Annotated in this window: 7 protein-coding genes; 3 read left to right on the top strand and 4 right to left on the bottom strand. The window is 64.1% G+C overall.

Features of this window, described 5'->3' with window-relative positions:
* Positions 1 to 4,387, top strand: a 4,387-nt coding sequence (locus ACREB4_RS18270; RefSeq protein WP_431589671.1) for an amino acid adenylation domain-containing protein, incomplete at its 5' end; no start/stop codon positions are given.
* Positions 4,388 to 4,453: 66 nt separating this feature from the next.
* On the opposite strand, the gene ACREB4_RS18265 is transcribed toward ACREB4_RS18270, so the two are convergent.
* From ACREB4_RS18265 to ACREB4_RS18250, 4 genes are all read right to left on the bottom strand, one after another.
* Positions 4,454 to 6,865, bottom strand: a complete 2,412-nt coding sequence (locus ACREB4_RS18265) for a TonB-dependent siderophore receptor (RefSeq protein ID WP_431589670.1) — start codon at positions 6,863 to 6,865, stop codon at positions 4,454 to 4,456.
* Between the two features lie 109 nt (positions 6,866 to 6,974).
* The gene (locus ACREB4_RS18260) at positions 6,975 to 7,985 is read right to left on the bottom strand and encodes a FecR family protein (RefSeq protein WP_431589669.1); all 1,011 of its coding nucleotides are present in this window, start codon (positions 7,983 to 7,985) and stop codon (positions 6,975 to 6,977) included.
* 9 nt (positions 7,986 to 7,994) lie between these two features.
* Positions 7,995 to 8,567 (bottom strand): RNA polymerase sigma factor, encoded by a 573-nt coding sequence (locus tag ACREB4_RS18255; RefSeq protein WP_431589668.1) that lies wholly within the window; start codon positions 8,565 to 8,567, stop codon positions 7,995 to 7,997.
* 128 nt (positions 8,568 to 8,695) lie between these two features.
* Complete coding sequence (locus tag ACREB4_RS18250) at positions 8,696 to 10,132, bottom strand: aspartate aminotransferase family protein (RefSeq protein WP_431589667.1); 1,437 nt, start codon at positions 10,130 to 10,132, stop codon at positions 8,696 to 8,698.
* Positions 10,133 to 10,269: 137 nt separating this feature from the next.
* On the opposite strand from ACREB4_RS18250, the gene ACREB4_RS18245 reads away from it, so the two are divergent.
* Together ACREB4_RS18245 and ACREB4_RS18240 are read left to right on the top strand one after the other, a co-directional pair.
* On the top strand, positions 10,270 to 12,717 hold the full coding sequence (locus tag ACREB4_RS18245) for a penicillin acylase family protein (protein ID WP_431589666.1): 2,448 nt from the start codon (positions 10,270 to 10,272) through the stop codon (positions 12,715 to 12,717).
* 40 nt (positions 12,718 to 12,757) lie between these two features.
* The gene (locus ACREB4_RS18240; protein ID WP_431589665.1) at positions 12,758 to 14,395 is read left to right on the top strand and encodes a cyclic peptide export ABC transporter; all 1,638 of its coding nucleotides are present in this window, start codon (positions 12,758 to 12,760) and stop codon (positions 14,393 to 14,395) included.
* Positions 14,396 to 14,559: the final 164 nt, after the last annotated feature.

The raw sequence follows: 14,559 nt of genomic DNA, 5'->3' as shown, positions 1-14,559 counted from the left end.
CATGGTGCCGGCGCACATCGTGGTGCTGCCCAGCCTGCCGCTCAACGCCAATGGCAAGATCGACCGGCAGGCCTTGCCCGATCCCGAACTCGGTGCTTCACCCACCCATGAAGCGCCGCAAGGCGAGCTGGAAAGCGCGCTGGCCGCCATCTGGGCCGAGGTCCTCGGCGTGCCACGCATTGGCCGGCGTGACAACTTCTTCGAACTCGGTGGCCACTCTTTGCTGGCGATCCAGTTGCTGGAACGCCTGCGTCGAGGAGGCTGGACCGTCACGGTGCGCACCCTGTTCCAGCATGCCGTGTTCGCAGATTTCGCCGCGCAACTGGCTGGCATGGGCGAGAACGCTCCCGCCCCACTGGCGGTGCCCGCCAACCTCATTCCCCCGGCGTGCGAGGCCATTGCGCCAGAAATGCTGACCTTGGTGGCGCTGAATCAAGCCCACATCGACAGCATCGAGGCCGCGGTGCCTGGTGGCGCACGGAACATCCAGGACATTTACCCATTGGCCCCCTTGCAGCAGGGCATCTTCTTTCACCACCTGTTGCAAACCGAAGGCGATGTCTACGTCAACGCCTTGCTGCTGAGCTTTCACACGCGGGAGCTGTTGCACCGATTCATCGATGGCCTCAACCAAGTCATCGCGCGCCACGACATCCTGCGGACGGCCTTCCACTGGGAGGGCCTGCCCGAGCCGGTGCAGGTGGTGCATCGCCATGCCAGGCTGGACATCGAATGGTTCGACAAGGCGGGCGACGAGGACCACGTCGCTGAGCGGCTCACCGCCCATGTCGATTCCAGCCACTACCGCCTCGACGTGCGCCGAGCCCCCTTGCTCCGGGCCATCGCGGCCCATGACCCGGGTCACGACCGCTGGCTGCTGCAGTTGCCGCACCACCACTTGACGCTGGACCACACCTCGGACGAAATCCTCATCGAGGAAGTATCCCTGGTCCTGCAAGGCAAACAGGCCGATTTGCCCGACCCTGTGCCCTTCCGCCGCTTCGTCGCGCAATCCCGCCTGGGCTTGAGCAAAGACCAGCATGAGTCCTTCTTCAGAGGCATGCTGGGCGATGTGGAAGAGCCCACCATGCCATTTGGCTTGAACGATGTGCAGGGCGATGGCCGCCAGATCGAGGAAGTCCGCTTGCCGCTGGACGCTGCGCTGAGCCGCCAGTTGCGCGACAAGGCACAGCGCCATGGCGTCAGTGCCGCCACCTTGTTCCACCTGGCCTGGGCCCTGGTGCTGTCCAAGGTGTCTGGCAAGGACGATGTGGTGTTTGGCACCGTGCTGTTCGGGCGCATGCAAAGTGGCGCCGAAGCCGACCGCGCCTTGGGGCTGTTCATCAACACCCTGCCCATCCGCATCAAGCTGGGCGCGCGCGCGCTGGAAGCCTGCCTGAAGCAAACCCAGTCCGCGCTGGTCGATTTGCTGGCCCACGAACATGCCAGCCTCACGCTTGCCCAGCGCTGCAGTGGCATGCCTTCGGGGGCCTCGTTGTTCTCGGCACTGCTGAACTACCGCCACATCGGCCATGAAGACCGCAGTGGCGAAGCCGGCGAGGCCTGGGCCGGCATGGACCGGTTGGATTTCAAGGAACGCACCAACTACCCCTTCACCATGTCGGTGGACGATCTGGGCACGGGCTTCGACCTGGTCGCGCAGGTGACGGATGAGATCGGGGCTCAACGCCTGTGCGACTACATGCAGGCCACGCTGCAATGGCTGACCGATTCATTGGGCCAGGAACGCCTGGCCTGTGAACTGGATGTGCTGACCGAACAGGAGCGGGGCGCGCTGAGGCAACGCGGCACCAACGATCGTCACCACCTGGGCACACCGCCCGTGCACCAGCTGATCGAACAGCAAGCGGAACGGCGTGCCCATTCGATCGCACTGGTCTTTGGTGAAGCGCAACTGAGCCATGGTGAACTCAATGCCCAGGCCAACCGGCTTGCGCACCGCCTGATCAGTTTGGGTGTGGGGCCAGAGGTCAAGGTGGGGATTGCGCTGGAGCGCTCCATCGGGATGGTGGTCGGCTTGCTGGCCATCCTCAAGGCCGGTGGCGCCTATGTGCCGCTGGACCCGCAACTCCCAGTGGATCGACTCTCGTACATGGTCGAGGACAGCGGCGCCGCGCTGCTGCTCACGCAGGGCTCGGTCGACATCAGCCTCCCGAGCGGCCAGCCTCTGCCGATCCTGTCGATGGAAGGCCTGGATCTGCAAGACGAGCCGGACCACAACCCGGACGTGGCGCTGCGGCCAGACAGCCAGGCCTACCTGATCTACACCTCGGGCTCCACCGGGCGGCCCAAGGGCGTCATGCTGAGCCACCAGGGCTTGAGCCATTTCCTGTTGAGCATGCAAGCCGCGCCCGGCATGACCGAGGCCGACACCCTGGTCGCCGTCACGTCGCTGTCCTTCGACATCGCGGCGCTCGAACTGTACCTGCCATTGATGGTGGGCGCGCGGATCGTGCTGGCGCCGCGCGAGGTCACCCGGGATGCGGAGGCCTTGGCCCATCTGGTTCATGAGAGCCAGGCCACGGTGCTGCAATCGACGCCGGCCGGCTGGAGGCTCTTGAGGGCCGGTGGTTGGCCGCAGGCTCCCCTGTCCGGGTTCAAGGGCCTGTGCGGTGGAGAAGCGTTGCAGACTGACCTGGCCGAAGACCTTGCGGCGCTGGGCGTCGAACTGTGGAACATGTATGGCCCCACCGAAACGACCATCTGGTCGTCGGCGGACCGTGTCGAAGGCGGCGTGCCCGACCTGGCCGCGCCGATTGCAGGCACTCGCTTCCACGTGTTGGATGCGGGCTTGCAACCCGCTCCGAGCGAGGTGCCCGGAGAGCTCTACATTGGCGGCGTGGGCTTGGCACGGGGCTATGGCCGCAGGCCGGGCCTGACGGCCGAACGCTTCGTGGCGGATCCCTTCGATGACACGGGGGCAGGGCGGCTCTACCGCACGGGCGACCTGGTCCGCTGGCGCACCGATGGCCGGCTGGAGTACCTGGGCCGTCTTGACCACCAAGTCAAGGTGCGGGGGCACCGCATTGAGTTGGGCGAGATCGAGGCCCGGCTGCTGGCGCAGCCCGAAGTCGGGGACGCGGTGGTCGTGGCCCGCCAGGAGCCGGGTGGGGTCCGCTTGGTGGCCTATGTGTCGCCGCACGCAGGGCAGGCCATTGACACGGCCGCCTTGCGGGATCGCCTGGGCCTGGGCCTGCCGAACTACATGGTGCCCGCGGCGATCGCGGTGCTGGACCGGCTCCCGCTCAACGCCAATGGCAAGATCGACCGCCGAGCACTGCCCGATCCCGGCGCGGTGGTGGAGCGGGCCCATGAGCCGCCGCAAGGCGAGGTCGAAACGATGCTGGCCAGCATCTGGGCCGAGGTTCTGGGCCTGGAGCGTGTGGGCCGCCATGACAACTTCTTCGAGTTGGGCGGACATTCCCTGACGGCTTTGCGCGTCCTCACGCGGGTGCGGGCCAGCGGAGACGCCCGGCTCAAGTTCGAATTGCCCGACTTGATGCGCTCGCCGACCATCGCCTCGCTGGCCGGCCGCGGCCAGGGCCCAAAATCCCTGACACCGCTCAACGGCTTGGCGGGCAACCGGCCGCTCTACTGCATCCACCCCGGCATGGGCACGGTGATGGAATACCTGCCGCTGGCGCGCAGCCTCAAGGCGGTTCGCCCGGTGCATGGCCTGGCGTGCCGCACGCTGTTCGACCTGAACCACCAGGATCGGTCGATGTCGCAGATGGCCGATGACTACGTGGCCATGCTGAGGGCGGCCCAGCCGCAAGGGCCGTATGCCTTGCTGGGTTGGTCCCTCGGTGGGGCGCTGGCCGCCATGATGGCCGCGCGCCTGGAGGCCCAAGGCCAGGCCGTGGCCTTCCTGGGCCTGGTGGACACCCATGTGCCGGGCATCGGTTTGTCCGAGGCCGAGGATTGGAGCGAGGCGTTCAACACCAGCCTCCAACTGGTGTTGCCCGGCCTGGCCCACGCGCACCGGCTGCCCGAGGAAACCGGTGACCTGCAGCGCGACGAGGCCGCGGTCGTGGCCAAGCTGAAGGAGATCCTGCTGGCACTGGGTGACGCGGTGGACGCCCGTTATTCAGGCATCGGGGCGGAAGAAATCGCCCGGATCTTCATGGCCGGCCAAGCCATCGCGCGCGCGGTCTCGGGGCCGGTCGCGGAATGCTTGCCGGAGCGCTTGGCCACGGAGGTCCGTTGCTGGTGGTCCGCCTCACGGCCGGGCGATGAGATCGCGGAACTGGTGCGCCAGATGCCGGCCTGCCAGTTGACGCAGCGCCACATCGATGCCGACCACTTCGGGATCATCCACCATGCCCTGCTGCTGGAGGAGGTGAGCCAGGCCATGGCACTTCGCTGAACCAAAGAGAAATGCCCCTGGAGGTGAGCAAGCTCCAGGGGCATCAGGGCAGGCGGGCCGGTCGCCTTACCAGCGGTAGGTCACCGTGCCGATGACCTTGCGTGGTTCGCCGTAGAAGCAACCGAAAGTGCAAGAGGCCACGTAGTATTTGTCCGTGAGGTTGGTGGCATTGAGCGCCAGACGCCATGGTCCGGTGCGGTAGCTGACCATGGCGTCCACCAGCACAAAGGACGGCACGGTGACACTGGGCGTACCTGACACGGCGGTCGCATCAACATAGCGCAGACCTGCGCCGGCCTTGAAGCCTGGCAGGCCCAGGCCGGCCATGTCATGGTCCGCCCAGAGCGAGAACTGGTTGTAGGGAACGCCGCCAGTGCGCGTGACCTTGGGCCCCGCCGCGAGCGGATCGGTGGTGCGCGCATCCGTGTAGGCATAGGCTGCCGACAGGTTCGTGTGACGCCCGATGCTGGTTTTTGCTTCCAGCTCCAACCCGCGAGAACGCACTTGGCCCACCTGTCGAATGGTCGTTCCGCTTGGGTCAAGCGGGTCATAGACGATGACATTGCTTTTGGTCAGCTGGTAGATGGCCGCGGTCAGCAAAAAGTCACTGCCTTTGGGCTGATACCGCAAGCCGGTTTCGTATTGTTCGCCCTTGGTGGGCTTGAGCCGATCGTTGGTGACGCTGTCGAGGCCGGACGTGGGCTCGAACGACTGGCTGTAGCTGAGGAAGGGTGCAAGACCGTTGTCAGCCAGGTAGACCAGGCCGGCTCTGCTGGTGAAAGCCTTGCTGTCCTCGTTGAGCCAGTCGGCGGCTGGAACGGCAGCCTGCCTGCTGTCGTTGTGCGACCAATCCTGGCGCCCGCCCAACAACACCACCCACTTGTCGTGGACCTTCATCTGGTCTTGCGCGTACAGCCCGACCTTGCGGTCGCGAAGCTGCTTGGTGCCCGCGTAGCTTGGGGCGCTCAAGGGCGAACCGTAAACAGGGGTGAACAGATCCAGGTCTGGGGCTGAGCCAAAGCTGTTGATCTGCTGGTGCTTCTGGTAGCTGTAGTCGAGGCCCGCCAGCGTGGTGTGCTGGGTGCTGCCCATGGACCACTTGTATTCCAGCGACGTGTCGGTGTTGATGGCGTTGGAGCTGTCTTCCACCATGGCCGTGCCGCGCTGGATGCTGCGCAGGTCCGGATTCAATCCGGCGAGGTAGGAGAAAGGTCTCGCATTGGCCTGGCTGTACAAGCGCAAGTTGTGCCGCAACTTCAATTGCTCATCGAATGCGTGTTCGAACAGGTAACCGATGGATCCCCGCTTGTTGTCGAACTTGTCGAAATCCGGCTCACCGATGAACCGGCTCCTGGGCACCTGCCCATTGGGATTGGCTTTGACCATGCCCTCGGGCGGGATGCCAGGCACATACTTGGTGCGATCGTGCTGGAACTCGGACAACAGCGTGAGCGAGGTGGCGGCAGAGGGTTGCCATTTGAGGGCCGGGGCAATGTAGGTGCGGTCGTCCGGCACAAAGTCGACGAAGGTATCGCTCTTGCGCGCCAGGAAGGTCAGGCGGTAGGACCATTCGGCGTCCTTGTCCAGCGCGCCCCCGAAATCACCCGACACCTGCTTTCGGTTGAAGCTGCCGATCTCGGCGTTGAGCTCATGCAGTGGCGAGGTCGTGGGGCGCTTGCTGACCGTGTTGATGATCCCCCCCGGAGACGCGGCGCCATACAGCACAGAAGCGGCGCCTTTGAGCAATTCGACGCGTTCAAAGCCATAGGGCTCTTGCGTGCCATTGTTGACATTCACGCTGTACTTGAGCCCATCGCGGTAAATGCTGCTGTTCTCGGCCCAGACCTCGAAACCGCGGATCAAAAGCGTTTCCGTCGTGCGGTCGCTTCCTTCCACACGCGACACCCCCGCCACATAACCCAGGGCATCGATCAGGCTTTGGGCTTTGATGGTGTCGATTTCCTCGGCGCCGACCACCGAAATGGACTGGGGCGTTTCGACCAAGGGCGTGTCCGTCTTCGTGCCTGTCGCGCTGCGCTTGGCCACGAAGCCGTTGATGTGGCTGGTGGCGGTCTCGCTGGGTCGGGTCGCACTCACCGTCACGGCGGGCAACTCGCTCACCCGGGATGCCTTGTCCACCCGGCGGATGGCAAACGCGTTGTCGGCACTGCGGACGGCCTGCAAGTGGCTGCCCGCCAACAGGGCGGACAGCGCTTGCTCTGCCGTCAGACGCCCTTGAACGGCCGGCGCCCTGACGCCTTCGGTCAGTTCAGTGGCCGCGAGCAACTGGATGCCCGTTTGCCTGGACAGTTCGTTCAAGGCGCTGGACAGAGGTTGCGCGGTCACCTTCAGGTCAAAGAGCCGTTCCGTGCTGGCAGTGGATTGGGCCATGGCCGAGGGACTGAGGGACAGGCTGCCAGCGCTGAACGCGGCACCCAAGGCGGCGGCCAGCAAGCGCTGGCGAGGGAGGTAATGCATGTGATGACACCCAAGGATGAAAAAGAGAAACAGGCCCTACTTTTTCCTAGACGTTTCAGCGTCGGAAAAGTAAGACAGCCTTTTTCGAGGACTTGCCGGTTTTGTTGCGCTAGCGGGGCCGCAAGGTCACGACGCCATCCGGGCTCGCGTCGGCGGCAATGGGCAAAATGGCCAGCAAGGAGGTGAGCAGGCCTTGGGTGTCGGAAGCGCGAAAACGTCCCGAGAATTTCATCTGGCTGACGCTGGCGAGGGCCGTGACCGGCACGCGCCGATAGGCATTGATGGTGGCCAGCGCTTCGCCCAGCGGCGTGTCCTGGAACACAAGCCAGCCGTCTTGCCAAGCTGACAAGGACGCCACATCGACGGCTTGGACCCGCTCAGGCCGCCCGCCCCGCACCGTGAGGCCCTGTCCCGGCAGCAGATCAATGGCCTGATCCACCAGGCTGGTCGGCTGGCCGGAAGCCTGCGGGCGTAGCCTGACCCGGACTTTGCCGTGGTCCACCCCCACGAAAACCGGCCCGCCACGGTCGCGGACCGTGAAGGCGGTGCCCACGACCTCGATGGCCACCTCCCGGGTCAGCACTTCAAAGGGGCGCTCGGCATCGGCCTGAACGTCGAAACGAACCTCCCCCTGCCTCAAGTTCACCACCCGGCGCTGGCGGTAAAGCCTGACCTCCAGGTCACTTTGCGGGCTGAGCGCCAATTGGCTGCCGGGCGACCCGTCGTCCAGGTTGACTTTGCGCAATTGGGCCGTGGCGGTTTGATGCCGGGCCATGGAAATCGGTTGCAGCCATTGCCACCGTATGCCCAAAGCTGCCAGGGTGCCCGTGCCCACGATCGCCGTGGCGCTCAGCAGAAGATCGCGCCGTTGCTTGGCGTGCTTCGAGCCAGCGCCGCCGCCAGGCTCCTGGAACCGCGTTCGCAACTCGGACGACAAGGAGAACAAGGCATTCCACCGCTGCCGGGCTTCTTGCTCGGCGGCTTTGTTGTCGGGGGATTGTGCGCGCCACTGTTCCAGGGATGCCCTGGCCTGTCGGGCCGCGTCGGGACTGGCGCCCTCGATCAACACGATCAAAGTGAGGGCGTGTTCCACCAGTTTCTCAGGGCGGGCGCGGGCCATGGCAAGCCTTCAGCGGTCTTCCGCCAGGTCTCCGCCAAACTCACCTTGCAAGCAGACGGTTTGGGGTTCCAGCAATTGGGTGCGCAATTCCGCCAGTGCACGAGAACAGTCGATCACCGACCTGACCAGGTGCTTGGCGACGGCCATCTCCGTGATGCCCAGCCGTTCGGCAATTTCGGCATGGCTGTAGCCATGGGCACGGAACAGGAGGAAGACCTCGCGACGGCGTGGCGGCAGCCGTTCGATTGTTTCAACGACCCGTTCCAGCAGTTGCCGATGGGCGAACAGGTGTTCACTGGAAGGTTGCGCGTCATGCAGGTCGGCATGGTATTTGTCGCGCGCCCAGTCCTGCGCGACCCGGCGATGACGCGCTTCGTCGATGCACAGGTTTCGGGCCACCTTGAACAACATGGCACGGGGTGAATCGATGTGGATGGCGGGCAGATTCAAGGCGTGGGTGTAGACGCGCTCGAACGTGGATTGCGCGATGTCCGCCGCATGGTCGGCATCACGCAGTTCGCGCACCAAGTGCCTGCGAAGGTCATCGTAGTGCCTGATTAGATCCTGTACCAACGTCTGCATCAGGCCCCCTGCCTAACTTGCCATTGCCGATAATGAGAATTATTAGCATTCATTGTAGCCGAAGCTTTTGGCTGTGCGGCTCAAGGCAAGTGGGGCGGGGACGACGCGCTGGAAACGATTCCTCCAGGTCAGTCAGGCATGGTGCGCCGGGTTACCACCGCCAGCGAGACGGCCATGATGTCCGCGACCAGGTCGATCTCCTGTTCCGAGATGATCAGCGGCGGCAACAGCCTCACCACGCTGCCGTGCCGGCCGCCCAACTCCAGGATCAGCCCGCGCTCAAGGCAGGCGCGCTGCAACTGGGACGCCAAGGCCGATGCCGCCACGGGCTGGCCCAATGAATTGGGCTGAGCGTCCGGGTCGATCATCTCCATGCCGATCATCAGGCCTCGACCACGCACATCGCCGATGCAGCGGTGGTCCGACTGCAGATGCCGGAGGTGGCTCCGCAGACGCTGGCCCATGCGTTCGGCGTTGTCTTGCAGTTGCTCATCACGGATATGCCTGAGCGTGGCACTGCCGGCCGCCATGGCCAACTGGTTGCCTCGGAAGGTGCCGGCATGCGCTCCCGGACGCCATTGATCGAGTTCGCCGCGGTAGACCACCACCGACAGCGGCAGGCTGCCGCCAATGGCTTTGGACAAGACCAGAACGTCGGGCAGGATGCCGGAATGCTCGAAGGCGAACATCTTCCCGGTGCGCCCGAAGCCACTTTGCACTTCATCGAGGATGAGCGGCACGCCCGCGCGGTGCGTGATGTTCCGAATGCCCCGCACCCAGTCATCTGGCGCTGGAATGACACCGCCTTCGCCCTGGATGACCTCCATCACCATGCCCGCGGGCAAGGACACACCGCCTTCCGGATCCGTGAGGATGGTCTCGATGTAATGCAGGCTGGCGGCAACCGTGCCCTCTGACGTCAGTCCGAAGGGACTGCGGTATTCATAGGGGTAGGGCAGGAATTGCACGCCCGAGCCCGATCCGCCGATCGCGGCCTTGGGCCCCAGGTTGCCCATCAGGCTGAGCGCGCCTTGCGTCATGCCATGGTAAGCGCCGTGGAAACTCAGCATGGTCTGACGGCCGGTGGCGGTTTTGACCAGTTTGAGCGCGGCTTCGATCGCATCGGCGCCGGTCGGGCCGCAGAACTGGATGCGCGCGTCACGGGCGAACTCCGGCGGCAGCAGGCTGAACAAGGTCTCGACAAAATCGTCCTTGACGGGCGTGGTCAAGTCCAGCGTGTGCAGGGGGAGCTCGTCGCGCAAGACCTGCTGGATGGCCTGCACGACAACCGGGTGGTTGTGCCCGAGGGCCAGGGTGCCGGCGCCAGCCAGGCAGTCGATGAAGACGCGGCCTTCAATGTCCTCCACATAGAGACCTTGCCCGCGTTTGAGTGCGATGGGCAAGCGGCGAGGGTAGCTGCGGGCGTTCGACTCGCGGGCACTTTGCCGCTCAAGGATCGGGCTGGGCCCGAACCGATAGGGTTGTGCCAGCGCGTTGTGCCTTGGCCCAAGGCGGTCATCGCCATCCAAGGCATGGTCGATCAGAAGTGGCAGCACACTGGACATGGGTTTCTCCGTTGGCGACGACAGGTCGGGCTTGTTGGAGATGACGCCTGCTTGGCTTGTTTGTTTAGTGCTGAACAAAATGCGTGCGAATCCGTCTACCAATGTCGAGGGTTCTTTTCAAGTTCATGGAGAGGCGCATGCGCGTGGGATTTCGCAAGATGTCGGTGGGATGGTTGGCCTTGTCGCTGATGGCCAGTCCGCTTTCATGGGCTGGGGCCCAAGCCCGCGCCACCTTCGTGGACGTTCGTCGCACGACCGATGGCATTCCTCACATCCGGGCCGAGAACTGGCGCGGCCTTGGCGTGGGCCTGGGACATGTGCAGGCACAAGATGCCTTGTGCACCCTGGCGGAAGCCTTTGTCACCTACGAAGGCCGGCGCTCATTCTTCTTCGGGGCCGAAGCGCAGCCGCACCACAACGCCACCTTCGGCCGTGGCCGCAACCTTGACCTGGACACGTTTTTCCGTGGATTCGTGGATGCCCGCGCGGTGGCGGCTTACCGGTCGCAGCAGTCGCCCGAGGTCCTCGATGCGCTGGCGGGATTCGCCGACGGCTACAACCGCTCACTGAGCGAGCAGCGCCAGCAGGGCCGCCCCCATCCTTCACGGCCTTGCCTGTCAGAAGCGTGGGTGAGGCCCATCACCACCGATGACCTTCTGCGCCGCTTGTACGCCGCCGGCCTGGCCGCGGGTTACGCCCACTTCATCCCTGAGTTGGTCAACGCCCAGCCGCCAGGCACGCCGGCCGCGGCCCTCACAAGGCCCACCTCTCAAGCATCTACCATTGGTGAAAGACCCGGCATTGGGAGCAATGTGATGGCGTTTGGCCGCGAAGCAAGCGGTGAGGGCGGTGTGCTGTTCGGCAACCCTCATTGGTACTGGGGCGGACCTGACCGCCTTTACCAGGCCCACCTGACCATCCCTGGCCAGGTCAATGTCGCTGGCGCGGCATTCCTGGGCGTGCCCGTCATCATGATCGGCTTCAACGCCGATGTGGCTTGGTCGCACACGGTCTCCAATGCCATCCGCTTCAGCTTCCATGGGCTGCAACTGGACCCCAAGGATCCGATGAGTTACCGCGTTGACGGCCAGTGGCAGCGGATGGAGGTTCAAAACATCGCGATCCCGGTTCGGGGCGCGGATGGCCAGCCTTCGGTCGTCGAGCGCAAGGTCTACCGCACCCGCTTTGGCCCGGTCATCAACCTGGGAGGCCAATCCCCAGCGCTGGGATGGACGCCAAACACGGCCGTCGCCATCCATGATGTGAACGCGGACAACCACCGCGTTTTTCAGAACTACCTGGACTGGAACAAGGCCCGGTCATTGGACGAGTTTGTCCTGCTGCAGAAACGGGCCTTGGCGATGCCGTGGGTCAACACCGTGGCCATCGGCCGGGGCGATCCACGGGTCTGGTACGGAGACGTTGGCGCTGTGCCCAATGTCCCGGACGATCTTCGCCAAGACTGCAGGACCGCCCTGGGGGACGCTTTCGGACAGATCGATGCCAAGACGCCTTTTCTGGACGGGAGCCGTTCCGCTTGCGACTGGCGGATCGATGCCTCGACACCTCAAGCCGGGGTCATGCCCGCCGACAAACTGCCGGGCCTGTTTCGCCAGGACTATGTGGCCAACATGAACAACAGCCATTGGTTGGCCAATCCGCGCCAACCCCTGACGGGCTACGCCGCCTTGCTTGGCGGCGAGGGAGAGCCTTTGTCCCTGCGGGCGCGCCACGGCCACGCGATCGCTGGCCATGCGCTGGCCAGGCATTTCACCTCTTCCGAAGCCTTGGTGCGGTCGCTCAAGCAAGACGTCTTGACGGAACGCGACTTCGCCGCGGACCAATTCAAAGGCCCATTGTTGGCAGGTGCCTGCGCGCAAGGCCAAGTGACACTGGCCACGAATCCCATGGATGGGCTCGCCTATGACACGCCACGCGAGGTGGATGTCCGCCAAGCTTGTCAAGTGTTGGCAAGGTGGGGCAACACAGCCGGGCCGGATGACCGTGGCGCCTTGCTGTGGGCCGCATTCTGGGACCGGCTCGAAGCCATTCCCGCGGAAGAGTTCTACGGGCAGCCATTCCAGGAAAGCCGCCCTTTGAACACACCGGCTGCGCCCCAGGCCAAAGATCCCCGGGTGGCCCAGGCCTTGGCCGCGGCCGTGGTGCAATTTTCATGGCAAGGGCGCCCGCTCGATGAACCGCTGCGCCAGCGTCTTTTTGTCAAAACGGGCGGCTCGACCGTCGCGTTGTTCGGAGGTTGCGGCGCCGGCTACTTCACCGTGGCCTGCGGCGAGGAAACGTACATGCAAGGCGCCCTGGATGGCCGCAGCCTGGCCAATACCTACCTGCAACTGGTGCGATTTGGCAAACGGGGCGTCGAGGCCGACACCCTGTTGGCCCACGGACTGGACGAAGCCGCTGTGGAAGGCGGGCAGGGTGGGCAAGGCATCCGGCGCTATGCGCGAAAGCAGTGGCTCAGGGTGCCTTTCACGGAAGGCGACATCGCCAGGCAGCTCATTCGGCGGCAGCGCCTGACGGTGCCCGGCACACAAGGGCAGGGGCCTGTTAAACATCCGCGGCCCTGAACCGTCTTCTCCTGCAACATCCCACTGAGTTGAGGTTCCCGTGCTCATTTATCTGATCAAACGGTCACGCTGGCTGCTGCTGGCAGCGTCGATCGCCAGCATCGTGTCCGGGATCTGCGGCGTCTTGCTGGTCACCCAAATCAACGCGGCCTTGACCGCCACCGACGAGGGGCGCGCGCAACTGATCTGGTCTTTTTCCGCCGTGGTGCTGGGCGCGCTGATCTGTGGGGTCTGGTCCAAATTGCTGTTCGAACTGCTGCGCTTGCGCGCCATGGCGGAACTTCGCCAGTTCGTGTCAGGACGTGTGATGGACGCGCCCATGCGTTTGTTGGAGCAACTGGGCGCCGCAAGGGTCCAATCGGCCTTGGCCGATCACGTGACTGATGTAGCGCGCTTCTTCGTGAGCGTCCCCAACATCCTGACCAATGGGGTCGTCGTGGTGGGCTGCCTGCTGTACTTGGCCATGCTGTCTTCTCAAGTCTTCCTGGTTGCCATTGGCGTCATTGCTTTGGGCTCCGCGGGCTATTTGTGGGCCCAGCGCGTTGCCGCACGCCATCTGGATGCGGCGTCCAAAGAACAGGATCGGTTGTTCGGGCACTTCCGAGCCTTGACCGAGGGCGCAAAGGAATTGCGCCAAAACCGGCAAAAACGCGACCGTTTCGCGTCGGCGATTTTGGGAACGTCGATCCACAGCGTGACCCGGCATCGCATGCGCGGCATGGCCATTTTCGAGGTGGCCGCAGGTTGGGGCAATTTCCTGATCTATGCCTTCATCGGCCTGGTCTTGTTTGTGCTGGTGGGCGAAATGCCGGACAAAGCCCGCGTCATGACGGGCTTCGCGCTGGTCTTCGTGTACATGGTCACGCCTCTCCAGAGCCTTCTTGATTGGCTGCCCGAGGCCAACCTGGCCAGGGTGTCTTCAGCCCGGATCGAAGAAGTAACCCAGCAAATGGCAACGCAGGAAGCGGCGGTGGATCCGGGAACGAGCCACCGCTTTGCGGCCATTGAGCTCAAGGGCTTGAAGCACCGGTACTACCACGAGCAAAGCGGCGATTTCTTTAAGCTGGGCCCCATCGACCTCCGGTTCACGCCCGGCGAAGTGGTCTTTTTGGTGGGCGGCAACGGCAGCGGCAAGACGACCCTGGCCAAACTGATCGTGGGCTTGTACCCCCCGGAGTCGGGTGAGCTGGTGCTCGACGGGCGTCCGGTGAACAACGACAACCGCGACCACTACCGCCAATTGTTCTCGGCCGTGTTCTCCGATTTCCACCTGTTCGATCAACTTCTTGAGGGCGGCCATGCCGAGATCGACGAAGAGGGCAATCGCCTGATCGAGAAGCTTCACCTTCAGCACAAGGTGAAGATGGTGGATGGCGCGTTCAGCACGCGTGAACTGTCCCAGGGGCAGCGCAAGCGTTTGGCCTTGATCGTGGCGCACCTCGAGGACCGGCCTTTTCTGGTGTTCGATGAATGGGCGGCCGACCAGGACCCCTTGTTCAAGCAGTTTTTCTACAACGAAGTGCTGCCCGAGTTGCGGGCCTTGGGCAAAGCCATCCTGGTCATCTCCCATGACGATCGCTACTTTCACGTGGGGGATCGGGTCGTGAGGCTGGAGAGCGGGAAAATCCGCTCGGTGGAGGTGTCCCATTTGCGGGCGGTCAGGCGCAGCGGGTATTGACGGGCAATTGGGCAACGAAAGACCGGTGGTTGGCGGCGGCCCGCGCTTCGCCACGGGCGTGGTGATGCTCAAAGCGGCAGCCTCACGCAATCATATTTACTTTCTACGATGTATATTATGTAAACTCCTAGACGCCGAAAGGAACGGCGGAAACGAGGCGCCAA

The sequence above is a fragment of the Aquabacterium sp. genome (assembly GCF_050725395.1).
Classification (GTDB): Bacteria; Pseudomonadota; Gammaproteobacteria; order Burkholderiales; family Burkholderiaceae_C; genus Aquabacterium.
The sequence above is the reverse complement of the archived record's forward strand: the minus strand, read 5'-3'. Positions and strand labels throughout refer to the sequence as shown.

Coding starts and splice junctions, on each gene's coding strand:
- ACREB4_RS18265 (WP_431589670.1), bottom strand. CDS start 6,865: ATGCATTACCTCCCTCGCCAGCGCTTGCTGGCCGCCGCCTTGGGTGCC.
- ACREB4_RS18260 (WP_431589669.1), bottom strand. CDS start 7,985: ATGGCCCGCGCCCGCCCTGAGAAACTGGTGGAACACGCCCTCACTTTG.
- ACREB4_RS18255 (WP_431589668.1), bottom strand. CDS start 8,567: ATGCAGACGTTGGTACAGGATCTAATCAGGCACTACGATGACCTTCGC.
- ACREB4_RS18250 (WP_431589667.1), bottom strand. CDS start 10,132: ATGTCCAGTGTGCTGCCACTTCTGATCGACCATGCCTTGGATGGCGAT.
- ACREB4_RS18245 (WP_431589666.1), top strand. CDS start 10,270: ATGCGCGTGGGATTTCGCAAGATGTCGGTGGGATGGTTGGCCTTGTCG.